The organism is Bradyrhizobium sp. Leo170 (assembly GCF_004296405.1).
Lineage (GTDB): Bacteria > Pseudomonadota > Alphaproteobacteria > Rhizobiales > Xanthobacteraceae > Bradyrhizobium.
On the sequence record NZ_PSRR01000113.1, the window covers coordinates 1 to 22,260 of the forward strand.

Sequence of the window (22,260 nt, forward strand, 5' to 3'; positions counted from 1 at the left end):
TCCGGCAGCGGCAGCAGTCGCGGCGTCGCATTGCGCGCGTGGGTATCCGTCGGGCCAATGCGCAGCCCCAGGGGACGGCGGGACAGCGCCGGGCCCAGCGCCATGAATTGTCCACGCTCCAGGTCCCGGAAGGCCTCCGCCTGCCGCCGCTCCATGCCGAGAAGATCGGCAGCGCGCGCCATGTCGATATCAAGGAAAGTTCGGCCCATGAGGAAATTGGACGCCTCGGCCGCGACGTTCTTGGCGAGCTTCGCAAGTCGCTGGGTTGCGATAATCCCGGCAAGCCCACGCTTGCGGCCACGGCACATGAGGTTCGTCATGGCGCCGAGCGAGAGCTTGCGCGCCTCGTCCGAAACTTCCCCGGCGATCGCCGGCGCAAAGAGCTGCGCTTCATCCACCACCACAAGCATCGGATACCAGTGGTCGCGCTCGATGTCGAACAGGCCGCCGAGGAAGGCGGCGGCGCGGCGCATCTGGTTCTCTGCGTCCAGCCCCTCGAGATTAAGCACGGTGGAGACGCGATGGATGCGCGCCCGCTCGCCGGCAACCTGCAGGCCTCGCTCGGTATGGTCCTCGGCATCGATCACGAGATGACCGAAACGATCGGCCAGCGTCACGAAATCGCCTTCGGGGTCGATGATGGCCTGTTGCACCCAGGCGGCACTCTGTTCAAGGAGGCGGCGCAGCAGATGGGATTTGCCGGAGCCTGAATTGCCTTGCACCAGGAGGCGGGTCGCCAGCAATTCCTCGAGGTCCAGAACAGCCGGGGCGCCGGCCGTCGTGTGCCCCATCTCGATCGCAACGGTCATGTCCCGACTCAAACTCTCCTTGCGGAGAGCGGCTTATCAACCTGATCACAGCCCGTCGAGCGCCCCACGGCCAATCAGTCCGTCTTCCACACAGCGTCCACCGATAACTCCGAATCGCGCGTTTCCGGCTTAGATCATGATCCGATTGGACGGAATCGGATCATGATCTCATCTCTTTGTTTGAGCATGATCTTTCCGGAAAACCGGTATCCACTTTTCCGGATCATGCTCTAATGCCCCTTGAGGTCGAAGCGCTTCAGCTTGCGGTGCAAGGTGGCGCGGCTGACGCCGAGCGCCTTCGCCGCGGCCGAGACATTGCCCTGCGCACGTGCCAGCGCCCGCTGCAGCGCCGCGCGCTGCGCGTCACCGAGGTGCTCGCAGCGCCCTTCCCGACCATCGAGCAAGTCGGCGGCCGGAACCGGCCGGAGTGCGCGCTCGGGCGCAAGCCCCAAGGTGAGCCGCGCCGAACGCGTCGCGCCGATCACGAGATCGTCGCTGTCGATCGCCAGTAAGCCGCCGCCATGGGCCTCGGTCGGTGGCGTCAGCACAATCCGGGCGTTCGCAAAGGCGCTGCGGAACAGCTCGGCCTCGATCCGCCGCGCCGCCTCGCCGGCAGCAAGCGCAATCAGGCTGGCGAAGGCGTCAGTGCGATCGGCACGGCACGAGGAGACATCGAGCACGCCGACGAGCCTTGCGTGCTCGTCATAGATCGGGGCCGCGGTGCAGCTCAGCAGCGTGTTGCGGGTGAAGAAATGCTGTTCGCGGTCAATGGTCAGGACGCGCTGCTCGACCAGGCAGGTGCCGATGCCATTGGTGCCCTCGTGCTCTTCGTTCCAGATCGCACCGGTCCACAAACCCCAGTCCTCGAAGGTGGAATCATCAGCCACGTGGCCGCGCCGCTCCAGCGGGATACCGTCGTGGTTGGCGAGCAGCACACAGCAGCCGGCGGCGCCCACCGCCTGGTACAGCCGGTCCATGCTGGCTTGTGCCGCGCGCAATAGCGGCGCGACCCGTTCCCGCGCCACTTGGAGCTCCGCCTCGGTCAGCCGTTGCGGCGGCCGTGTTCCGGCGGGATCTAGCTGATGCAATCGGGAAGACCGTCGCCATGACGCCACGAGCGCGGATCTCGCGGCCTGCCCGGCTTCGATCGCGGCCTCGACACGGGCCGCGTGATGAGCGAGCTTAAGCTCCTTCATCCCGCTGATACTCCCTCCCTTGACCCAATATTGGGGCATGCGGACCATGGCTTCCTTGACCTTCGTCAAAGTCAGTCACGGTAGGAGCTGGACCGCCATCGCGGGGCTCGCTGGCGTTTGATGCGTTCTTTTTACCCCGATTGGGGCCACTGCGCTCGGAACGCTTCCACCACCTTACGGCAATTGGGACGGCTCGACAATTAGTTCGACTTGCTGATCCGCACCAGGTCACGCGGATTGGCGTAGTCGAGCTGGAAGCGGGCACGCTCGTCCAGCATATCGGGGTCGAGGCTCTCTGAACGGAGCAACGACACCCGCTTCTCGCCTTCGATGCGTTCCTTCTTCAGCCGCTGCAACTCGGAGGTCAGCGCGATGATCTCCTGGTCGAGCTCCTGCCGGGCGTTCAGGCCGTATTTGCCGGTATAGGCATTGACGCCGAAATAGCCGATCATCAGGGCCGCCATCGTGTAGAGGGCGAGCCCGGTCAGGATCGACTTGAGGCGCGTGCGGGAGACCATGCCGCCAGCTTGGGACGCCGCGGTTAATGGACTCCTAAAACGAAATCACTTGTTGTGCTTTTCAACGTGGGCCGCGAACGCGTCGATATACTGCTGCAGCACCTGCCGGAGCGCGTCCTTGGTGACCTCGCCATTGGCGTCGAAGCCGTCGCCGATCGCGTTCAGATAGATCTCCGGCTGCTGCAGGATCGGACCCGTAATCCCCGGCAGGATGTTCTGCAGGTGCTTGGCGGCTAACACGCCGCCGAGCGGCCCCGGCGAATTGCTGACGATGCCGACCGGCTTGCCGTTGAACGAGCTCTTGCCATACGGGCGTGAGCCGACATCGATGGCGTTCTTCAGGACGCCGGGGATCGAACGGTTGTATTCCGGCGTCACGAACAGGATGCCGTTCGACTGCTGCAGCTTCTCCCGAAATGCCAGCCAGTCGGCCGGCGGGTTGGCCTCCAGGTCCTGGTTGAAGAAGGAAATGCCGTTCGGGGTCATGACGTCGAGCTTCAGCGAGGACGGCGCGAGCTTTGCCAGCGCGCGAGCGATCTTCAGCGAGAAGCTTTCCTTGCGCAGGCTGCCTGCGATGGTGACGACGGTGTAGGCCATTTGGGTTCCCTTCGATCGACGAGTTCGACGCGCGACTTAAGCCGCGACCACGAAAAGAATGCAAGTGCATGGAACATGCAATTGCGGAAACACAGTGTTCGCGGAAATGAGCCTGGCGGAAAACGAGGGAGCTGACTGCAAATCAGGCGCCACCCCGTAGCCCGGGTGGAGCGGAACGCGCAACCCGGGGCATTTGCATCAACATCTACGAAGGTCCCGGGTTACGCTGGCGCTTCACCCGGGCTACGGCACTACTTGTTCGGATTGATCAGGAATTTCTCACCGGTGGCGCGCTTGGCATAGATAGCGATGTTGGAGAGCGACAACGCCTCCGGCAGCGACACCACTTGCGTGTAATGGCTCGCAAAGGTGGTCTTGAGTTCGTCGACCACCCGCTGGCGCAACCTTGCGAAATCCGCCGGCGGCAGCTTCTGCAGGAAATAGGTCAGGAGCCAGCCACCGACGCCCCAGGCCATGCCGAAACCGCGCGGCAGTTCGACCGGGCCGGTGTCGAGGCTGCCATAGATGTAGACCTGCTTGTGCACGGCCGAGCCGTAGCGGCTGTATTCCTTGGCGGTCTTGTTGATCGCGACTTCCATCGCGTTGAGGATCTGGCCGGCGAGCTTGCCGCCGCCGATGGCGTCGAAGGCGATGGTGGCGCCGGTCTCGACCAGCGCGTTGGTGAGGTCATCCACGAATGTCGGCGCGGAGGAATCGACGACGTGCTTGGCGCCGATCTTGTGCAGGATGTCGGCCTGTGCCTTGCTGCGCACGATGTTGACCAGCGGAATGCCGTCCTTGAGGCAGATCTTGTTCAGCATCTGGCCGAGATTGGAGGCGGCCGCCGTATGCACCAGCGCCTTGTGGCCTTCGCGCCGCATGGTCTCGGTCATGCCAAGCGCAGTCAGCGGATTGACGAAGCAGGAGGCGCCCTCCGCGGGCGTGGTGCCCTCGGGCAGCACCAAGACGTCCCTCGCCCGCGCCACGCGATACTGCGCATACATCGCGCCGCCGAGCAGCGCGACCGTCTTGCCGAGCAGCGCCTTCGCCGCATCAGACGATCCGGTCCTCACGACGACGCCGGCTCCCTCGTTGCCAACAGGCATCGATTGATCGAGCCGCGCCACGAGCCCGCCAAGCGCCGCTTGCGGCACCTTGGCGGAGATAACCGGAGATTCCTTGCTGCCGGAGGCCTTGACGGTCGAAAGGTCCGCAGGGCCGATCAGAAGCCCGAGGTCGGACGGATTGATCGGCGTGGCCTCGACACGGACCACGATCTCGTCCGGACTGGGTTCGGGGGTCGGCACCTCCACCAGCGAAATTTCCAGCTCGCCACTCTTCGTGATCAGCGAACGGAGCTGAAGCCCAGTCTTGCCGTCGGATGCCATCGTACCCCTCCCTTGCTTGTTGTCCGGCCGCCTTCAGTTAGGCGGGCCGGCCGCAACAAACAAGGGCCGAAGCCTGCGTAGCCCGGGTGGAGCGCAAGCGTAACCCGGGGCCGCTGGTGAACGTTGAGGCCGCGGTCCCGGGTTGCGCTCCGCTTCACCCGGGCTACGAGACCAAGGCGACGTTCGCGAGCCGCCCTAGGCCAACGCCTTGAACGCCGACTTGCCCGCGTACAGTGCCTGCTTGCCGAGCTGCTGCTCGATGCGCAACAACTGATTGTATTTCGCGGTCCGGTCGGAGCGCGCCAGCGAGCCGGTCTTGATCTGTCCGCAATTGGTGGCGACGGCGAGATCGGCGATGGTGGAGTCTTCCGTCTCACCCGAACGATGCGACATCACCGAGGTGTAGCCGGACTTGTGCGCCATCTCGACGGCCGCAAGCGTCTCCGTCAGCGTGCCGATCTGGTTGACCTTGATCAGGATCGAATTTGCGCGGCCGTTCCTGATGCCATCGGCAAGGCGCGTCACGTTGGTGACGAACAGATCGTCGCCGACGAGCTGGCACTTGCCGCCGACCAGCTCGGTCAGCTCCTTCCAGCCTTCCATGTCGTCTTCGGACATGCCGTCTTCGATGGTGACGATCGGATAGCGCGAGACGAGATCGGCGAGATATTTCGCCTGCTCCGAGCGAGAGCGCGTCTTGTTCTCGCCGCCATAGACGTATTTGCCGTCCTTGAAGAATTCGGTGGAGGCGCAGTCGAGCCCGAGCATCACGTCATTGCCCGCCTTGTAGCCGGCCTTGCCGATCGCGTTCATGATGAAGTCGAGCGCGGCGTCCGCGGTCGGCAGGTTCGGCGCAAAGCCGCCTTCGTCGCCGACATTGGTGTTGTGGCCGGCCTTCTTCAGTTCGCCGCGTAGCGTGTGGAAGATTTCCGAGCCGCAGCGCAGCGCTTCGGCGAAGGTTTCGGCGCCGACCGGCAGGATCATGAATTCCTGGAAGTCGATCGGGTTGTCGGCATGCACGCCGCCATTGATGATGTTCATCATCGGCACCGGCAGCGTCCGCGCCGAGGTGCCGCCGACGTAGCGATAGAGCGGCATGTCGAAGGACTCGGCGGCCGCCTTGGCGCAGGCGAGCGAGACGCCGAGGATGGCGTTGGCGCCGAGCCGGCTCTTGTTCGGCGTGCCGTCGAGGTCGATCATGATCTGGTCGATCCGGACCTGGTCCTCGACCGCGTGGTCGCTGAGCGCCTCGAATATCTCGCCGTTGACGGCGCCGACCGCCTTCTGCACGCCCTTGCCGAGATAGCGCGCCTTGTCGCCGTCGCGCAGCTCGACGGCCTCATGCGCGCCGGTGGAGGCACCCGACGGCACCGCGGCGCGGCCGACCGCACCGTCTTCCAGCACCACATCGACCTCGACCGTGGGATTGCCGCGGCTGTCGAGAATTTCGCGGCCGATGATGTCGACGATGGCGGTCATGATGTGCACTTCCTCAGGTGTGGTTCTGGTTGGATGCGCTGCGTCATACACGGCATGCAGGCAAATGTGAACGCTTACGCTTTGACACGCATCTGACGCGGCAATGTGGTAGGTTTATGCTGATCTTCGCGTTTCAACCCATTGTTTTACAAAGCCGGGGTAACGCAATGAATCGCCGTAAGTTTCTCGCTTCGAGCGCTGCCGCAATTCTGGCCACGCCCACGGTGTTGCGCGGGGCCGGCGCCCAAGAGGCCCAGGCGGGCGCGTTCCCCGTGAAATATTTCCCGGTAACCCGCGGAATGGGCTCGCGCGACGTCGAGCCGGCCCCCGACGGCACCATCTGGTTCTGCGGACAGCGCAATGGGAAGCTCGGCCGGCTCGATCCGCGGGACGGCACCTTCAAGCTGATCGACCTCGGACAGGGCGCCGCGCCGCACGGGGTTACCCTTGGTTCGGATGGCGCGCCGTGGATCACCGAGGGCGGACAGAATGCGATTGCCCGCGTCGATCCCGGCGATCACAAGGTGACGCTGTTTCCACTGCCCGAAAAATTCGCCTACGCCAATCTCAATACCGGCGTGTTCGACAAAAGCGGGATCTACTGGTTCACCGGTCAGTCCGGCTACTACGGCCGGCTCGATCCCAAATCCGGCGCGATGAAAGTATTCGAGGCGCCGAGAGGCGTCGGCCCCTACGGCATCACGGTCACGCCGAAGGGCGATGTCTGGTACGCCTCACTTGCGGGAAGTCACATCGCCAGGATCGATCTCGCGACAGGACGAGCGAGCGTGGTCGAGCCGCCCACGCCGAAGCAAGGCGCGCGGCGGATCTGGTCGGATTCACGGAGCCGGCTGTGGATCAGCGAATGGAACAGCGGTCAGGTGTCAATGCACGATCCCGCCGATGGCTCCTGGAAAGCCTGGAAATTGCCGGGCGACAACCCGCGCGCTTATGCCGTCTATGTCGATGACAAGGACAAGGTCTGGCTCACCGATTTCTCAGCCAATGCGATCGTGCGTTTCGATCCGCTGACTGAGGCGTTTCGCTCGTTCCCGAGCGACAAGCCCGGCGCGAATGTGCGGCAGCTCGATGGCCGGCCGGGCGAGACCTGGGGCGGCGAATCCGGCAACGACCGCCTCGTCATGATTCAAACGATTGCGCCGGCATAGATCCGGCGCAATCCTGCTGGCACTCGTCAGCGATGTGTCACGCTCGCGCCTCGCCTTGACGGTTGACGAGCACCCCCGCTTGCGTCCATGTCAGCGATCCCCAAAGGACAGATTTCATGGCGCAAAGACCCCTGCAGCTCGGCCGTGCCGTCAAATGGCCGGACACCCCGGACAAGGCCGTGCTCGACCGCGTTCCCAATCCGCAAGCAGGCACCGATTACCTGGTGCGGTTCGCCGTGCCGGAATTCACCTCGATCTGCCCGGTGACGGGCCAGCCGGACTTCGCGCATCTGGTGATCGACTACGTACCGGGCCGCTGGCTGCTGGAGTCCAAATCGCTGAAGCTCTACGCCGCAAGCTTCCGCAATCACGGCGCGTTCCACGAGGACTGCACGGTGATGATCGGCAAGCGGATCGCAAGCGAGATCAAGCCGAAATGGCTCCGCATCGGCGGCTATTGGTATCCGCGTGGCGGCATTCCGATCGACGTGTTCTTCCAGACCGGCCGCCTGCCCAAGGGCGTTTGGGTCCCCGACCAGGGCGTCGCGCCCTATCGCGGGCGGGGCTGAACCACACCCTTTTCGCGGTCAGAGCCGATAGGCATCGACCGCGGCATGGGCGTTCGAGCCGAAGCCCGCCACCCCCACGCTCATCAATGCCGGCCACACGATGGGGCCGGCATCGTGACCGCCGAGATGCCAATTCATGGCCGCCAGCATGTCCGGCGGCGGCTGGAGGGCGAACGACGCGCATCCGAAGGCCGCAACCAGCAGACATATCGCGAGCGTGCCGGCGACGCGCTCCGGCTCCGACGGCGATAGCCGGCGCGACGCGTGGCGGATTCGCGCGCTCGTCGACGCAACATAGCGGCACTTGGTCAGCGCCACTCCTGCGGCCAACAACAGGTAGACCGATCGCAGCGACGCAACGACGGAAAATGCCCGGTCGTTATCGGAGCCCGACGCGAACGAGATCACGAGCGGCGTGACTACGAGGACGACAGCGACTTGAACACACCCGGCGACCAGGCCGGCCTGGAACAACTGAAGTCGTTCCCCGCCCCTCAACTCGAACTGCCATTTGCCGCCGTACGATCGAGCAGAGAGAGCAGTCCCTGCAGGATCTTGACCGGCGACGGCGGACAACCGGGAATATGAAGATCGACGGGAACGACCTGCGAGACTCCTCCGACGACCGCATAGCTGCCGGCAAAGCAACCGCCGTCGCGCGCACAATCACCGACGGCGACGACCCATTTCGGATTGGGGGTCGCATGATAGGTCCGCTCCAGCGCCTCGCGCATGTTCTTCGTCACCGGCCCGGTCACCATCAGCACATCAGCGTGGCGCGGCGAAGCAACGAAGCGGATTCCGAAGCGCTCGACGTCGTAGTAGGCATTGCTGAGCGCGTGAATCTCGAGCTCACAGCCGTTGCACGAGCCGGCATCGATTTCGCGGATCGACAGGCTTCTGCCGAGGCGCCGCCGCGCCGCACGCTGGAACGCCGCCGCCAGTTCGTCGACGGCGGCTTGTTCGGGCAGCGGCGGCTGCTCCGCGAGCGGGCTTCGGAACAGACTCTGAAAGAGAAGCTTGCGCATGTCTTCTCCTAAACGTCATGCCCGGAATAGGAGCAGTTGAACGATTTGTTGCAGAGTGGAAAATCCGCGACGATGTTGTTCTCGATGGCCGCTTCCAGCAGCGGCCACTGAAACCAGGATGGGTCGCGGAGATAACAGCGGTCGATCCGGCCGCCAGCGAGCCGGAGCCACACCATGATGTCGCCCCTGAAGCCTTCGACCAATGCCATGCCCTCTCGCGGCGCCGCTTGGGAGGGCACCGGCACGCGCAGTTCACCGTCGGGCAGCCGGTCCAGGATCTGCCCCGTCAAGGACAGGCTCTGCTCGACTTCGCGAATTCGGATCCAGATGCGTGCGTTCACATCGCCGTCGTCGAGCACCGGCACCTCGAAGCGCAGCCCATCATACGGAGCGTAGCCCGGACTGCAACGGGCATCGAACACGCGTCCGGACGCGCGGCCGACATAGCCGCCCGCAGCATATTGTCTTGCCAGAGCCGCTGTGACGATCCCGGTAGCGACAGTGCGATCCTGCAGCGATGCCGTGTTGTCGTAGAGCTCGATCAGCGCCGGAAAGCGCCGCCTGATATCGTCGAGAACCGTGCGGATCGCTGCTCGTCCGCTTTCGTCGAGATCGCGGACGATGCCGCCGGGAACGATGATGTCCCGCATCAGGCGGTGACCGAAGGCGCTATCGGCCGCGCGGAGGATTCCTTCGCGCAGGATGTTGCAATGGGCCTGCATCAGGTTGAACGACGCGTCGTTGCAGATGGCGCCGATGTCGCCGAGATGATTGGCCAGCCGCTCAAGCTCCGCAAGCAGCGCCCGCAGCCAGACCGCGCGGGACGGCGCCTTGAGCCCCAGCGCCGCCTCCACTGCCTGCGAGAACGCGAGCGCGTAAGCAACCGTGCTGTCTCCGGAGACACGGCCGGCGAGCCGGACCGCCCGATCGATGTCCGCTCCCACCATCAGTCCGTCGATGCCCTTGTGGACGTAACCAAGACGCTGCTCGAGCCGGACCACGGTTTCCCCGCTTGCACTGAAGCGGAAGTGCCCGGGCTCGATGATGCCGGCATGCACCGGCCCGACCGCGATCTGATGCAGGCCCGGGCCGTCGGCGGAAAGAAACGCGTAAGCTGCCGAGTTGACAGGCGACGCGACGGAATCGCCGAGCGGATGCCGGACGCCCCACTCGCCGTGATCGAGCCACGGGCGCGCATCGGGCGAGCCCTCAGCCGTAAGACCAAACAAATCAGTGATGGTGCGCTCAGGACGAAGCGCCGGCGGGTGATGCCGTCCGATCGACGGAAAACGCCGGTCCGCACATTCGAGGCTGAGGACTGCGATCTCCGCGGCCTCCTCCTCCCGCACCGCCATGTGCACCATCGCTTGCTCACCCCACAGGCCGAGCAGGCTCCATCGGCCGGACGCCAATTCGCCGGCGGCGAGATTCCAGGTGTCAGCGTCGACGATCGCCCGCCGCCAGGGCGCGTGGCGCTCGGCCGGGCGGCCGGTCAGGACGAGATCAATCAGCGAGGGCATGGCCTGACCTCCTCACTCTATCCCAGGAGCCGCGCCACATGTTGAAACCAGTCGACGAGCGGGCCAGGAAAATAGATGCCCGCGATCAGCACCAGCGCGAGATGCGCAAACATCGGCAGATAGGAAGCGTCCGCCGGCGCCTTGCTGCCGCGCGGCTCGCCGAATGCGACATTGGTCAGACGAAGGATCAGTGCGCCGAACGCGACCAGGATGCCGAAGACAAGCACGAGGGCGAGCAAAGGCTGCCGCGCGAATGTCGAACTCACGACCAGGAATTCGCTCATGAAGATGCCGAGCGGCGGAAGTCCGGCGATCGCTACGACACCCACCACGAGCCCCCACCCGAGCGCCGGATGGGTCACCGTCAATCCCCGTATCCGCGCAATGCGCTGCGTGCCCTTGATCTGCGAAATGTGACCGACGGCGAAGAAGATCGCCGACTTCGTCAGGCTGTGCATCACCATGTGCAGCAGGCCGGCGAAGTTGGCCAGCGGACCGCCCATTCCGAATGCGAACACGATGATGCCCATGTGCTCGATCGACGAGTACGCGAACAGGCGCTTGATGTCGCGCCGCCGGTAGAGCATGAACGCAGCGAACACAACGGAAATCAGCCCCATCGTCACCATCAGCGGGCCCGGCGCGATCGCACCGGGGCTGGCGGCGAGCAGGATCTTGAAGCGCAACAGCGCGTAGAGCGCGACGTTGAGCAGGAGTCCCGACAAGACCGCCGATATCGGCGTCGGGCCTTCTGCATGCGCATCGGGAAGCCACGCATGCAGCGGCGCCAGGCCTACTTTCGTGCCGTAGCCGAGCAGCAGGAAGACGAAGGCCACGTTGAGCAATGCCGGATCGAACTTCGCGGTCTGCCCGACCAATACGGTCCACACCATGGCGTCCGGCCCCTCGCCCACGATCGGTCGCGCCGCCATGTAAACCAGGATCGTCCCGAACAGCGCGAACGCAATCCCGACGCTGCCGAGGATGAAATATTTCCAGGCCGCCTCGAGCGCCGCATGCGTTCGGTAGATACCGACCATCAGCACCGTCGTCAGTGTCGCCACCTCGACGGCGACCCACATCAGCCCGATATTGTTCGACACGAATGCGAGATTCATGCCGAACATCATGGTCTGATACATCGCGTGGTAGAAGCGCAGATAGACCGGCGTCAGCCGCCCGGTTTCAAGTTCATGCGCGATGTAGCCTGCGCTGAAGATGCTGGTCGTGAATCCGACGAAGGTATTGAGGACGATGAAGACGATGTTGAGGTCGTCCACCAGCAGATAGGCCCCGGGCGGCGGACGATCGATCAGGAACAGCGACAGCGCCGCAACGAAGGTCGCCAAACTGGCCACGATGTTGAGGCGCGCCGTCAGGCGGTAGTCGGGCAACGCAGCGAGCAGCAGCGCCGATGCAGCCGGGATCCACAGCACGGCCGCCGCGGGATCGAACGAGAGCCCGGTCATCGCCGCTCTCCCCGGAAGTCATCGAGCGTGGAGACGTCGACGGAATCGAACCGCTCCCGAATCCGGAACAGGAAGATGCCGATCACGATGAACGCGATCAGGATCGAGAATGCCACGCTGATCTCGACCACGAGCGGCATGCCCTTGGCGCCGGTGGCCGCCAGCACCAGCCCGTTCTCCAGCGACATGAAGCCGACCACCTGGCTCACGGCGTTGCGCCGTGTCACCATGACCAACAGTCCGAGCAGCACGACCGAGAGCGCGAACGCCAGGTCCTCGCGCGCCAATGGGTCTGCCTCCGGCGTGACCCGCAGCATCAGCACCATCGAGAGCGCCACCAGCCCCATCCCGGCCAGCATGGTCGGACCGATTCCGACTGCGGCCTCGATGTCGCGGTGGATTCCGAGCCGCTGCACGATACGATGCAACGCCACCGGGATGATGATCGCCTTGAAGACCAGCGCGATGGCTGCCGTGACGTAGAGATGCGGCGCGTCCTGGATGAAGGCCTGCCAAGCGACTGAAAGTGCGAGCACCACGGCGTGCAGCGCAAACACATTGAGCAACGAATAGAGCCGGTCCTGGTACAGCATCAGGAAACTGATCAGGACCAGCCCGCCGGCGAGCGTATGGGAAACGTCGAAGGCGAGACTGTGCAATTGCATCAGAAGCTCCTCGACACGAACAGCAGCAGCGTTCCAAGCAGGCCGAGCATCAGCGCGGCGCCCAGGAACTGCGGAACGCGGAACACCCGCATTTTCGCCGTCGCCGTCTCGAACAGCGCCAGCAGGAAACCTGCAACCGCGAGCTTGACGAGATAGGCGCCGGCACCGATCGCGTAGGCCGCCACCGTGCCGGAGCCAAACACCGCGATCTTCCAGGGCATGAACACGCAGGCGATCAGCGAAATGTAGAGTAGCAGCTTGAGGAAGGCGCCGAATTCGATCATCGCGAGATGGCGTCCCGAATATTCGAGAACCATCGCCTCATGGACCATGGTCAGCTCGAGATGCGTCGCCGGATTGTCGATCGGGATGCGCCCGTTCTCCGCCAGCGCGACCATGATCAGCGCAATCAGCGCCATTCCAAGCGATACCCGTAGTCCGACGTAGGACGAGGCCAGGACGTTCGCGACAGTCGACAGTTGCGTCGACCCGGCGACCAAAGCCAGGCAGAACACCATCAGCAGCATCGCCGGCTCCGCCAGCGCGGCGATCATGACTTCGCGGCTGGAGCCGATGCCGCCGAAGCTGGTGCCGACATCCATGCCCGCGAGCGCCAGGAAGAAGCGCGCGCTTCCGAGCAGCGCGACGATGGCGATCAGGTCCGCCGTCCAGTTGAACAGAAGGCCGGTCGCGAACGTCGGCACCAGGGCAGCGGCAACCCAGATCGCGGCAAAGGTCACGTAGGGCGTTACCCGGAACAGCCACGACGCATTGTCGGCGAGCACCACTTCCTTGCGCATCAGCCGCAGCAGGTCGCGGTAAGGCTGAAAGACCGAAGCTCCCTCGCGGCGCACCAGGCGGGCCTTGACCTTGCGCACGAAGCCGGTCAGCAGCGGCGCGAGCAGCAGCACCAGCAGCATCTGCGCGCCCTGAACCATGATGTCGGAGATCACGACCATATCGCGAGCACCAGCAGCAGCGTGACGAGCGTTGCGAAAACAAGACTGAGATAGCGGCGGATGGTCAGGAATTGCAGGCGATTGAGCCACCCGGCGGAAAAGCCGACCGCCTCTGCGATCGGCCGATAGCCTCGCTCCCACACCAGATCATGCAATTCGATCCTGAGGCGCGCCGGCCTTGTATCTCCCGGAGGCGGCATCGCTACGTGATCGCGGGCATGGAAGGCGAGCGTGCCGAACACGCGGCGGATCGGCTGGGCGAAGCTTTCGCCGGAATATTGCGCAGCCGGTACGGGATCGGAAAATCCGCACCCCCACGCCGGCCCTCGCCTCAGCGCGCGGGAAGCGAAGCGATGGATGAAGAACGCGGCCGACGAGGCACAGATCGTGATGAACACCATCACCAGCAGTCCGTTATATGAACTGCGGCTGTCGGCGATCGGCACGATCGAGAGCCAGGCTTCGTTGGCCTGGACCGGCATGCGGCCACCGACGATGTCGATGCTGACGGGCGAAAGCGCGTCGATCACCAGGCCCGGCAGGATGCCGGCGAACAGGCACAAGGCGGCAAGAATGAACATCGCAGTGAGCGAATAGCGATCGACTTCGCCCGCCGTCTCTGCTGGCGCGCTGCGCGGCCGCCCGAGGAACGTGACACCATAAGCCTTGACGAAACAGGCCGCCGCCAGCGCTGCCGCAAGGGCCAGCGCCGCACCGACCGCGGGCACCATGATCTTCAGCGCCCATTGCGGCAGGTCCGGACTTTGCAGCACGGCCTGGAACATCAGCCATTCCGAAACGAAGCCGTTGAATGGCGGAAGCGCCGAGATCGCGACGCAGCCGACCAGCACGGCGAAGCTCGTCTTTGGCATGCGGTGGATCAGGCCGCCCAGCCTGTCCATGTCCCGCTCGCCGGTCGAGGTCAGCACGGCGCCGGCGCCGAAGAACAACAGGCTCTTGAACAGCGAGTGGTTGAGCACGTGAAACAGCGCCGCGGTGAACGCGAGCGCGGCCGCGAGGCGCAAGCCGTTGGCCTGGAACCCCAGCGCAAGGCCGAGGCCGACGAAGATCACGCCGACGTTTTCGATGGTGCTGTAGGCCAACAAGCGTTTCAGGTCCTGCTCCATCATGGCGTAGAGAATCCCCATCACGGCTGTGACGGCGCCAAGGAAAAGAACGATCACGCTCATCCACCAGGCCGGCTGTCCCAACAGATCGAAGACGACACGGATGAAGCCGTAGATCGCGACCTTGGTCATGACACCGCTCATCAGCGCCGAGACATGGCTCGGAGCCGCCGGATGCGCCAGCGGCAGCCAGACGTGCAATGGCACCAGGCCGGCCTTGGAGCCAGCACCGAGCAGCATCAGGATCAGGACCAGTCCGACGGCGCCGGGCGCATGTTGCGCGGCGCGGATGGCCGCAAATCCATAATCGCCCGCCGGTCCCGCCAAGAGGCCAAAGGCCAGCAGCAATGCCAGCGTACCGAAGCTTGCCATCACCAGATAGACGTAGCCCGCCGCGGCATTTCCGGGTTCGCGGTGATGCGCGAGCACCAGCGCCCATGACGCCAGCGACATGAACTCCCAGCAGAGCAGGAAGGAAAACGCATCGTCGGCCAGGATCACGAGGTTCATGCCGGCAAGAAACGCCGGAAAGAACGGAAGCACCCGGTGCGGCTCGGTTTCATGGTGGCCGTAACCAAGACCGTAGAGGCTTGCGGCCGCTCCACCGAAATTGACGACGACCAGAAAGAAGGAAGCGAGATTATCCAGGCGGAAATGCGCGCCGAGCCATGGCAGCCCGACCGGCAGGACGAGCGCGGAGGCTTCCGGCCCGCCCCTGACCAACCAGTTCATCGCGGCTGCAGTCGCGACGACAGAGATGGTTATCGTCATGCCGTAGATGAGGCCGGCGGCATTCCTTGAGCGGCTCAACACGATCGCCAGCGCGGCAGCCGCCAGGAGCGCCGCGACGCACGACATCTGGAGAGCGACCGCCGACATCATCAGGGCATCCGACCTCCCGCCACCTTGTCGTTGGAACGGTCACCCGGCGAGGCATTGTCTGATGCCGCTCGATCCTTCAGCCGCACCCCGCGGCCCTGCCCGCTGCTTGCCGTCCCCTCGCTGATCAGCTCGATCCCGGCTTTCTCGAGCGCGGTGATCAACTTCATCAGCGAATCGACATTGCCGCGAACCACGGTGTCGCTCGCTTCCATGCGTTGGATCGTAGGAACCGACAGTCCGGAGAGATCAGCAAGCTGCCGTTGGTCAATTCCCAACAGACCCCTGGCCGCCCGCATTTGCCCTGCAGTGATCATCAGCCTGGCCGCCGAAGCGCTTTCCAGCGCGCATCAAATATGCCGCTTCCATCCTAATTAATGATGTCAAGAAAGCAAGAACTGATATCTGAGATATCTTTACCACCGAGCTGGCCGCGTTGGCTCGGCGTCAAGGTTCGACATCGGGACGACCGGCGGCATCCGCCGGAATCCTTTGCTTCAGCAATGTTGCGCAGGCCAGTCCCAGCGCGATCATGATCACGGCTGACGTCAGCAAAGTCGGCAGCTTGCCGGCATGCGCGAGGCCGAAGCCATAGGCGATTGGGCCCACGGTCTGCCCCATGAAGAAAAAGAACGAATGCAGGGACATCGCGGTCGCACGCGCCTCCACCGACAATTCGCTGGCGAATACCTGCAGGCAACCATGGATCATGTAGAAGCCCCAGCCCATCGCCAGCAGGCTCAGCGCCTGGATCTTCCAGCCGGGACTGAACGCGACGGCAACAAGCTGGACGCCGACCAGCGTCGCGCCGGCGATCATCATGCCCTTCACGCCGAGCCGTGGGAGAAAGTGCGACACGGTCATGGTGTAGAACAAGCCGCCCACCGCGAACCCCGCGATGACGATGCCCGCGATCGACAGCGAGGTTTCGCCGAGATCAAACAGGAACGACGCCACGAACGGAAACAGGCCGAGCACGCAGCAGCCTTCGATGAAGACAGCGGAATAGCAGATCGGCGCGTTCGGATTGGTGAAGATGGTGCGGTAGCCCTGCCTCAAGGCAGAAAAGCTCGTCTTGGGCGGATGCGCGAGCTTCGCGCCGCGGAAGCCGGCTAGCACCGCAACCGAAGCCAGCACGACAAGGGCACCGAGCACGGCGAGCACGCCGCGCCAGCCGAGGAAATCGCCGATCAGGCCGGAAGCCGAAGCGCCCAGGAGGTTGCCGGTCATTGCGCCCGCGAGCGTCCGCCCGATTGCGACCTGGCGCTTATCGGGTGCCACGAGATCGCTGGTCAGCCCGAGCGCGACCGGAAACACGCCGCCGGAGCCGATGCCGGCGAGGATTCGGCTGGCGAACAGCATCGAGAACGATGTCGATAGCGCGCCGAGAATGTTGGCGAGCCCGAGCAGCACGAGGCAGATGATCATCAGCCGCGCCTTGCCGAACAGGTCGGCGGCGGCACCCAGCAGCGGCTGGACGATTGCGAAGGTGAAGGCGAACACCGCGGCGAAGCTTGCGGCGGTGGCGATGCTGACGCCGAATTCGTCGGCGACATGTGGGAGCACGGGATCGAGCGCCCGCGCCGAAAGACTCGCGGCAAAGGTCGCGATCGCAATGATATTGAGCGCCGGTGGAAGACGGCCAGTTGCGGTCACGACCTTCGCACCTGCCCCCTCAACGCGCCGTCTTCTTGGCCAGCGCGTCGAATTCCATCAGCGTCCTGACTAGCCCCTCGAACTCGCGGAGCGGCACCATGTTCGGTCCGTCGGATGGAGCGCGGTCGGGATCGGGATGGGTCTCGATGAAGACGCCGGCAACGCCGACCGCCACGGCGGCGCGCGCCAGCACGGGGACGAATTCGCGCTCGCCGCCCGAGGATGCCCCCTTCCCGCCCGGCTGCTGCACCGAATGGGTGGCATCGAAGATGACTGGCGCGCCGGTGGTGCGCGCCAGGATCGGCAGCGCGCGCATGTCGGAGACCAGCGTGTTGTAGCCGAAGGACACGCCACGCTCGGTCACCAGCACGTTCGGGTGGTTGGCGCCTGTCAGTTTTGCAACCACATTGGCCATATCCCACGGCGCCAGGAACTGGCCCTTCTTGACATTGACGACCTTGCCGGTTGCCGCTGCCGCAAGCAGCAGATCGGTTTGACGGCAGAGGAAGGCCGGAATCTGCAGCACGTCGACCGCCGGCGCCACCTCGGCGCATTGTGCAGGCTCGTGCACGTCGGTCAAAACAGGCAGGCCGAGCGAGGAGCGGATCTCGGCAAAGATTGGCAGCGCCTCGGTCAGCCCGATGCCGCGCGCGGCGGATGCGCTGGTGCGGTTGGCCTTGTCGAAGGACGTCTTGTAGACGAGACCAACGTTCAGGCGGCCCGCGATCTCCTTCAGCGCGCCGGCCACCTCCAGGGCATGCGCCCGGCTCTCGAGCTGGCAGGGCCCGGCGACGATCGAGATCGGCAGGTCATTGCCGAACTTGACCGGGCCGACACTGACGATCGGGGCGGCCGTGGTCTTGGCGTTCAACGGTGTGTCCTTTCAATTTCGCGCGGACCATGCCGGTCCGCGACATCAGGATCAACCCCGGTTACATCTGGAATATCGGGGGGCGCGCTGAACCTCACTTCAGCGCGGAGAATGAGGTCGGCACCAGCAACTGGTTGACGATGTTGCCGACGATCTGGCCATCCTCTTCGGTCTTGGCCCGCGCCGAAATCCATTCCGGATCGGTCTGGAACGCAGTCCATTTCTTCTCGCGATCGGCAAGCGATTCCCAGGCCAGGATGTAGGTCAGTTCCTGATTGGATTCGCCGACCAGCGTCGTGAAGAAACCGACCTGCTTGATGCCGTGCTTCTCCCACAGCTTGAGCGTGATGGTGTCGAAGCGCTTGAGCAGCGCGGGCAGCCGGCCCGGCAGGCAGCGATAGACGCGGGTTTCGTAGATCATTCGTGGCTCCTCCCAGATTATGCGCAAGCGGTTATAGCGGCTACACGGAACACTGTCTTGAGGACCAAATTACATGGCTCCTCTGTCATGCTTGACCGACCTGATGGTCTAATCGTATATACAAAAAGTGAGTGACTTCGATCCAGCGAAGGATAAAATCAACCGTTCCAAGCACGGGATTTCGCTCGCGCGCTGGGTCGATATGGATATCCGGGCAATCGTCAGGGCCGAGCCCTTCGACTACGGCGATCCCCGATTTCGCGCGTACGGCTTCATTGATGGCGTTGCACATTGTCTGGTTTTTACGGTGCGCAACGAACGTTACCGTCCCATCAGCCTCCGACGCGCGCATGCAAAGGAGATGAGACGCCATGTCAAAGAAAGCTAAGCCGCCTGTATTTGATGAAGATAACCCGGAATGGACCAAGGCGGATTTCGCCGCGGCGACGAAGTTTCCGCGCGGCGTGCGCCTGAAGGATTTGAAGCCCGGCGAACTTGAGCGGATCGTCCGAAAGCGCGGACCGCAAAAGACAGCGACGAAGATTCCGGTATCGATCCGCCTCAGCCCCGAAGTCGTGAGCCACTTCAAAGCCAAAGGCCCAGGCTGGCAGTCGCGGATTGATGCCGCGCTACGCAAGATCGCCAAGAAGGCGAGCTGACCGACGCCGCTTGCCTACACCAATCGGCTCTGTGCCATCGCCGCCTGGATGAACGAGGCGAACAGCGGGTGCGGCTCGAACGGCCGCGACTTCAGTTCGGGGTGGAATTGCACGCCGATGAACCAGGGATGGTCCTCATATTCCACGATCTCCGGCAGCACGCCGTCGGGTGAGAGACCGGAGAAGCGCAGGCCGTGCTGCTCGAGCCGGTCCTTGTAGGCCGTGTTGACCTCGTAGCGGTGCCGATGGCGCTCGGAGATTTCGGTGGCGCCGCCATAGACTTCGGAAACGCGGCTGCCGCGCTTGAGGACCGCGGGGTACGCGCCAAGCCGCATGGTGCCGCCGAGATCGCCCTGCTGCGTCCGCTTTTCCAGTTCGTTGCCGCGCAGCCATTCCGTCATCAGGCCGACCAACGGCTCAGGCGTCGGGCCGAATTCGGTGGAATTGGCCTGCTCGATGCCCACCAGATTGCGCGCGGCCTCGATCACCGCCATCTGCATGCCGAAGCAGATCCCGAAATACGGCACGTCGCGCTCGCGCGCGAATTGCGCCGCCCGGATCTTCCCTTCGGCGCCACGCTGGCCGAAGCCGCCGGGCACCAGGATGCCGTTGACGTGCTCGAGGAACGGCGCGGGGTCTTCGTTCTCGAACACCTCGCTCTCGATCCAGTCGAGATTGACCTTCACCTTGTTGGCGATGCCGCCGTGGGAGAGCGCCTCGATCAGCGACTTATAGGCATCCTTCATGCCGGTATATTTGCCGACGATCGCGATCGTCACCGCGCCCTCGGGGTTGCGGACGCGCTCGTTGATGACGTGCCAGCTCTGCAGCGCCGGCGGAATCTTCGGCGCGATCCCGAAGGCGGCCAGCACCTCGTCGTCGAGGCCTGCGGCGTGATAGGCCTCGGGCACGGCATAGATGTTGTCGACGTCGCGCGCCTCGATGACAGCGCTTTCGCGCACGTTGCAGAACAGCCCGAGCTTGCGCCGCTCCTCCTTCGGAATCTCGCGATCGGTGCGGCAGAGCAGGATGTCCGGCTGGATGCCGATCGAGCGCAATTCCTTCACCGAATGCTGGGTCGGTTTTGTCTTGAGCTCGCCTGCACTTGGGATGTACGGCAAAAGCGTCAGATGAATGTAGACCGCATGATCGCGCGACAATTCGTTCTTGAGCTGGCGGATCGCCTCGAAGAACGGCAGGCCCTCGATGTCGCCGACCGTGCCGCCGATCTCGACCAGGACGAAATCATAACCGTCGTTGCCGTCGAGCACGAATTCCTTGATCGCATTGGTGACGTGCGGGACCACCTGGATGGTGGCGCCGAGATAATCGCCGCGGCGTTCCTTTGAGATGATGTCCTGGTAGATGCGCCCGGTGGTGATGTTGTCGGCCTTGGTCGCCGGCCGCCCGGTGAAGCGCTCGTAGTGGCCGAGATCGAGATCGGTCTCGGCGCCGTCGTCGGTCACGAACACTTCGCCGTGCTGGTACGGCGACATCGTTCCGGGATCGAGGTTGAGATAGGGATCGAGCTTGCGGAGGCGGACCTTATACCCGCGTGCCTGCAGCAGGGCACCTAGTGCCGCTGAAGCCAGACCCTTGCCGAGTGAGGAGACCACGCCGCCGGTGATGAATATGTACCGCGCCATGGGGCCTAACCTTTATCTCCACGGTGGCGATTCGCCAAAATGATTCGTGTTGTCCCGGCAAACATAATGCCGGGCTGTGAGTGACGTGAATTTTACTGCTTGGTCAGGGCCTTAATGGGGCTTCCTGACGCAGGATGCCAGTCCTTCACCCTGCATAGCCACCCCGCATTATTGCGAGCGCGGCGCCTGCGGGCCGGCTGGCGCCTGCGGGGCCTGCTGCTCGTCGGCCTTCTTCAGCGAATCCAGGATGCCGCCGGAGGTCGGCGGCGTGATCGGCGCGCCGCCGGCAGGCTGCTGCGTCGGAGCCGGCGCGCCAGTGCCGATAATCGAAGTGGGCTGCCGGCTAAGACCGGCATGCCAGGACAGGAACAGGCTGGTCGCGAAGAACAACACCGCCAGGACCGCGGTCGTCCGCGTCAGCAGGTTGGCGGTGCCGCGGCTCGACATGAAGCCCGCGCCCCCACCCATGCCAAGGCCGCCGCCCTCTGATTTCTGCAGCAGCACGGCGCCGATCATCACGGAGACGATCATGAGGTGGATGACGATGACGACAGTCTGCATTGTGACCTTCCGTCGCAAGCTTAGAGCGCCGGGTTCCGGCGGCTCACGCGCTATCAGCGGGTTTTCCTGAAGTTGCGCGGTGTTACACGATCGGGACCGGCAACGCCACCCCAATAACCGCCACAATCTAGCTAGGGAGCGCCCGCCGCGATCGCAAGGAAATCGGCAGCCTTCAGGCTGGCGCCGCCGACCAGCGCGCCGTTGACGTTGGCGACGCTCAAGAGTTCGGCCGCATTCGAGGGTTTTACGGAGCCGCCGTAGAGAATCCGGATGTTTACGCCCTCCCCTTTGAAGCGATCCGTCAAGACACCCCGGATAAACTTATGAACTTGCTCGACATCCCGCACCGTAGGGGTCAGCCCGGTGCCGATCGCCCAGACCGGCTCGTAGGCGACCACCAGCTTGGCCGCGGTCGAGCCGTCAGGCAGCGAGCCCTTGAGCTGGGTGCCGCAGACGCCGAGCGCCTGCCCCGCATCGCGCTGCTCGCGGGTCTCGCCGATGCAGACGATCGCGGTATGGCCAGCGCGCCAGGCGGCTTCGGCCTTCTGGCGGACCAGCGCGTCGGTCTCGCCATGGTCCGCGCGGCGCTCGGAATGGCCGACGATGATGGCGCTGGCGCCGGCATCCGCCAGCATTTCCGCCGAGATGTCGCCGGTATGGGCGCCCGACGCCTTGGGATGGCAATCCTGGGCGCCGACTGCGACCTTCGACCCGCGGGCCTTGTCCGCAAAGGCGGCGATCAGGGTCGCCGGCGGGCAGACCAAAAGATCGGCCCTGCCGGCGAGCGCGCCGGCCCCCGCCAGCATGGCGTCGAATTCATCAGCGGAAGCTTTCAGGCCGTTCATTTTCCAATTGCCGGCGATCAGCGGCCGGATGGCGTCGGTCATGGCAGGATTCCCGAGAAATGGTGGTCGACATGCGCTAGCAGAGCCCGGCCGCCACTTCCAGACCGGGCTATCCGCCGCTTCAAATCGCCGCCATACCGGGACGGCATCCGCCGTCCCGCGTTAGCTTCTTGTTTGAGCATGATTTTTCCGGAAAACCGGGGTCCACTTTTCCGGATCATGCTCTAGC

The 22,260-nt window shown here is 64.2% G+C and carries 24 protein-coding genes; 4 read left to right on the forward strand and 20 right to left on the reverse strand.

The window, feature by feature from the left end; translation table 11 throughout:
- From CWO89_RS19815 to eno, 6 genes are all read right to left on the reverse strand, one after another.
- A partial coding sequence (locus CWO89_RS19815) for a helicase HerA domain-containing protein (RefSeq protein WP_130580426.1) occupies positions 1–809 on the reverse strand: 809 nt, incomplete at its 3' end.
- A gap of 230 nt (positions 810–1,039) precedes the next feature.
- On the reverse strand, positions 1,040–2,005 hold the full coding sequence (locus CWO89_RS19820; protein ID WP_130580427.1) for a GAF domain-containing protein: 966 nt from the start codon (positions 2,003–2,005) through the stop codon (positions 1,040–1,042).
- Positions 2,006–2,205: 200 nt separating this feature from the next.
- Positions 2,206–2,523 (reverse strand): FtsB family cell division protein, encoded by a 318-nt coding sequence (locus CWO89_RS19825; RefSeq protein ID WP_130580428.1) that lies wholly within the window; start codon positions 2,521–2,523, stop codon positions 2,206–2,208.
- Positions 2,524–2,568: 45 nt separating this feature from the next.
- Complete coding sequence (locus CWO89_RS19830; RefSeq protein ID WP_130580429.1) at positions 2,569–3,120, reverse strand: NADPH-dependent FMN reductase; 552 nt, start codon at positions 3,118–3,120, stop codon at positions 2,569–2,571.
- A gap of 251 nt (positions 3,121–3,371) precedes the next feature.
- Positions 3,372–4,508: a zinc-binding dehydrogenase gene (locus tag CWO89_RS19835; RefSeq protein ID WP_130580430.1), complete on the reverse strand. Its 1,137-nt coding sequence runs from the start codon at positions 4,506–4,508 to the stop codon at positions 3,372–3,374.
- 195 nt (positions 4,509–4,703) lie between these two features.
- Positions 4,704–5,987, reverse strand: a complete 1,284-nt coding sequence (gene eno / locus CWO89_RS19840) for a phosphopyruvate hydratase (protein ID WP_130580431.1) — start codon at positions 5,985–5,987, stop codon at positions 4,704–4,706.
- A gap of 167 nt (positions 5,988–6,154) precedes the next feature.
- On the opposite strand from eno, the gene CWO89_RS19845 reads away from it, so the two are divergent.
- Both CWO89_RS19845 and queF read left to right on the forward strand, forming a co-directional pair.
- Positions 6,155–7,156 carry a Vgb family protein gene (locus CWO89_RS19845; RefSeq protein ID WP_130580432.1) on the forward strand — a complete coding sequence of 334 codons (1,002 nt, stop codon included), beginning with the start codon at positions 6,155–6,157 and terminating at the stop codon, positions 7,154–7,156.
- Positions 7,157–7,272: 116 nt separating this feature from the next.
- Positions 7,273–7,725 carry a preQ(1) synthase gene (queF, locus tag CWO89_RS19850; protein WP_027579121.1) on the forward strand — a complete coding sequence of 151 codons (453 nt, stop codon included), beginning with the start codon at positions 7,273–7,275 and terminating at the stop codon, positions 7,723–7,725.
- 18 nt (positions 7,726–7,743) lie between these two features.
- Here the strand turns inward: queF and CWO89_RS19855 are convergent, their stop codons facing one another.
- The 11 genes from CWO89_RS19855 to CWO89_RS19905 form a co-directional block, all read right to left on the reverse strand.
- Positions 7,744–8,199 (reverse strand): hypothetical protein, encoded by a 456-nt coding sequence (locus CWO89_RS19855; RefSeq protein WP_130580433.1) that lies wholly within the window; start codon positions 8,197–8,199, stop codon positions 7,744–7,746.
- 20 nt (positions 8,200–8,219) lie between these two features.
- Positions 8,220–8,753, reverse strand: a complete 534-nt coding sequence (locus CWO89_RS19860) for an NADH-quinone oxidoreductase subunit B family protein (RefSeq protein ID WP_130580434.1) — start codon at positions 8,751–8,753, stop codon at positions 8,220–8,222.
- An 8-nt stretch (positions 8,754–8,761) separates the two neighbouring features.
- Positions 8,762–10,273 carry a hydrogenase large subunit gene (locus CWO89_RS19865; protein WP_130580435.1) on the reverse strand — a complete coding sequence of 504 codons (1,512 nt, stop codon included), beginning with the start codon at positions 10,271–10,273 and terminating at the stop codon, positions 8,762–8,764.
- Positions 10,274–10,290: 17 nt separating this feature from the next.
- A complete protein-coding gene (locus tag CWO89_RS19870; protein WP_130580436.1) occupies positions 10,291–11,742 on the reverse strand; it encodes a hydrogenase 4 subunit F in 1,452 nt (483 codons plus the stop codon).
- Positions 11,739–12,407 (reverse strand): hydrogenase-4 component E, encoded by a 669-nt coding sequence (locus CWO89_RS19875; RefSeq protein WP_130580437.1) that lies wholly within the window; start codon positions 12,405–12,407, stop codon positions 11,739–11,741. Before CWO89_RS19875 ends, CWO89_RS19870 begins: the two co-directional genes overlap by 4 nt.
- Entirely contained in the window at positions 12,407–13,366 is a 960-nt protein-coding gene (locus tag CWO89_RS19880) for a respiratory chain complex I subunit 1 family protein (RefSeq protein WP_130580438.1), read from the reverse strand. The genes CWO89_RS19875 and CWO89_RS19880 overlap by 1 nt, the downstream gene beginning before the upstream one ends.
- Positions 13,357–15,375, reverse strand: coding sequence for a hydrogenase 4 subunit B (hyfB, locus tag CWO89_RS19885; protein WP_463702648.1), 2,019 nt, complete (start codon positions 15,373–15,375; stop codon positions 13,357–13,359). Before hyfB ends, CWO89_RS19880 begins: the two co-directional genes overlap by 10 nt.
- Positions 15,375–15,689: a helix-turn-helix domain-containing protein gene (locus CWO89_RS19890; RefSeq protein WP_130580439.1), complete on the reverse strand. Its 315-nt coding sequence runs from the start codon at positions 15,687–15,689 to the stop codon at positions 15,375–15,377. Before CWO89_RS19890 ends, hyfB begins: the two co-directional genes overlap by 1 nt.
- A 130-nt stretch (positions 15,690–15,819) precedes the next feature.
- The gene (locus tag CWO89_RS19895) at positions 15,820–17,028 is read right to left on the reverse strand and encodes an MFS transporter (RefSeq protein ID WP_130580440.1); all 1,209 of its coding nucleotides are present in this window, start codon (positions 17,026–17,028) and stop codon (positions 15,820–15,822) included.
- A 19-nt stretch (positions 17,029–17,047) separates the two neighbouring features.
- The gene (gene kdsA, locus CWO89_RS19900; protein WP_130580441.1) at positions 17,048–17,899 is read right to left on the reverse strand and encodes a 3-deoxy-8-phosphooctulonate synthase; all 852 of its coding nucleotides are present in this window, start codon (positions 17,897–17,899) and stop codon (positions 17,048–17,050) included.
- A gap of 94 nt (positions 17,900–17,993) precedes the next feature.
- Positions 17,994–18,320 (reverse strand): NIPSNAP family protein, encoded by a 327-nt coding sequence (locus CWO89_RS19905; RefSeq protein ID WP_130580442.1) that lies wholly within the window; start codon positions 18,318–18,320, stop codon positions 17,994–17,996.
- Between the two features lie 127 nt (positions 18,321–18,447).
- Here CWO89_RS19905 and CWO89_RS19910 point away from each other — a divergent pair, with 127 nt between their 5' ends.
- Together CWO89_RS19910 and CWO89_RS19915 are read left to right on the forward strand one after the other, a co-directional pair.
- Complete coding sequence (locus CWO89_RS19910; protein ID WP_130580443.1) at positions 18,448–18,708, forward strand: BrnT family toxin; 261 nt, start codon at positions 18,448–18,450, stop codon at positions 18,706–18,708.
- On the forward strand, positions 18,692–18,979 hold the full coding sequence (locus tag CWO89_RS19915) for a BrnA antitoxin family protein (RefSeq protein WP_130580444.1): 288 nt from the start codon (positions 18,692–18,694) through the stop codon (positions 18,977–18,979). The genes CWO89_RS19910 and CWO89_RS19915 overlap by 17 nt, the downstream gene beginning before the upstream one ends.
- A gap of 14 nt (positions 18,980–18,993) precedes the next feature.
- Here CWO89_RS19915 and pyrG read toward each other — a convergent pair whose 3' ends face one another.
- The 3 genes from pyrG to tpiA all read right to left on the reverse strand — a co-directional run bounded on the left by pyrG (position 18,994) and on the right by tpiA (position 22,073).
- On the reverse strand, positions 18,994–20,625 hold the full coding sequence (gene pyrG / locus CWO89_RS19920) for a CTP synthase (RefSeq protein WP_130580445.1): 1,632 nt from the start codon (positions 20,623–20,625) through the stop codon (positions 18,994–18,996).
- 168 nt (positions 20,626–20,793) lie between these two features.
- On the reverse strand, positions 20,794–21,186 hold the full coding sequence (secG, locus tag CWO89_RS19925) for a preprotein translocase subunit SecG (protein ID WP_130580446.1): 393 nt from the start codon (positions 21,184–21,186) through the stop codon (positions 20,794–20,796).
- A 131-nt stretch (positions 21,187–21,317) separates the two neighbouring features.
- Positions 21,318–22,073: a triose-phosphate isomerase gene (gene tpiA, locus CWO89_RS19930; protein WP_130580447.1), complete on the reverse strand. Its 756-nt coding sequence runs from the start codon at positions 22,071–22,073 to the stop codon at positions 21,318–21,320.
- Between the last annotated feature and the right edge of the window lie 187 nt (positions 22,074–22,260).

Bases quoted from the DNA above. Each gene is read 5' to 3' on its own strand.
- CWO89_RS19820 (WP_130580427.1), bottom strand. From the start codon at position 2,005: ATGAAGGAGCTTAAGCTCGCTCATCACGCGGCCCGTGTCGAGGCCGCG.
- CWO89_RS19825 (WP_130580428.1), bottom strand. From the start codon at position 2,523: ATGGTCTCCCGCACGCGCCTCAAGTCGATCCTGACCGGGCTCGCCCTC.
- CWO89_RS19830 (WP_130580429.1), bottom strand. From the start codon at position 3,120: ATGGCCTACACCGTCGTCACCATCGCAGGCAGCCTGCGCAAGGAAAGC.
- CWO89_RS19835 (WP_130580430.1), bottom strand. From the start codon at position 4,508: ATGGCATCCGACGGCAAGACTGGGCTTCAGCTCCGTTCGCTGATCACG.
- eno (WP_130580431.1), bottom strand. From the start codon at position 5,987: ATGACCGCCATCGTCGACATCATCGGCCGCGAAATTCTCGACAGCCGC.
- CWO89_RS19845 (WP_130580432.1), top strand. From the start codon at position 6,155: ATGAATCGCCGTAAGTTTCTCGCTTCGAGCGCTGCCGCAATTCTGGCC.
- queF (WP_027579121.1), top strand. From the start codon at position 7,273: ATGGCGCAAAGACCCCTGCAGCTCGGCCGTGCCGTCAAATGGCCGGAC.
- CWO89_RS19860 (WP_130580434.1), bottom strand. From the start codon at position 8,753: ATGCGCAAGCTTCTCTTTCAGAGTCTGTTCCGAAGCCCGCTCGCGGAG.
- CWO89_RS19865 (WP_130580435.1), bottom strand. From the start codon at position 10,273: ATGCCCTCGCTGATTGATCTCGTCCTGACCGGCCGCCCGGCCGAGCGC.
- CWO89_RS19870 (WP_130580436.1), bottom strand. From the start codon at position 11,742: ATGACCGGGCTCTCGTTCGATCCCGCGGCGGCCGTGCTGTGGATCCCG.
- CWO89_RS19875 (WP_130580437.1), bottom strand. From the start codon at position 12,407: ATGCAATTGCACAGTCTCGCCTTCGACGTTTCCCATACGCTCGCCGGC.
- CWO89_RS19880 (WP_130580438.1), bottom strand. From the start codon at position 13,366: ATGGTCGTGATCTCCGACATCATGGTTCAGGGCGCGCAGATGCTGCTG.
- hyfB (WP_463702648.1), bottom strand. From the start codon at position 15,375: ATGATGTCGGCGGTCGCTCTCCAGATGTCGTGCGTCGCGGCGCTCCTG.
- CWO89_RS19890 (WP_130580439.1), bottom strand. From the start codon at position 15,689: ATGATCACTGCAGGGCAAATGCGGGCGGCCAGGGGTCTGTTGGGAATT.
- CWO89_RS19905 (WP_130580442.1), bottom strand. From the start codon at position 18,320: ATGATCTACGAAACCCGCGTCTATCGCTGCCTGCCGGGCCGGCTGCCC.
- CWO89_RS19915 (WP_130580444.1), top strand. From the start codon at position 18,692: ATGTCAAAGAAAGCTAAGCCGCCTGTATTTGATGAAGATAACCCGGAA.
- pyrG (WP_130580445.1), bottom strand. From the start codon at position 20,625: ATGGCGCGGTACATATTCATCACCGGCGGCGTGGTCTCCTCACTCGGC.
- secG (WP_130580446.1), bottom strand. From the start codon at position 21,186: ATGCAGACTGTCGTCATCGTCATCCACCTCATGATCGTCTCCGTGATG.
- tpiA (WP_130580447.1), bottom strand. From the start codon at position 22,073: ATGACCGACGCCATCCGGCCGCTGATCGCCGGCAATTGGAAAATGAAC.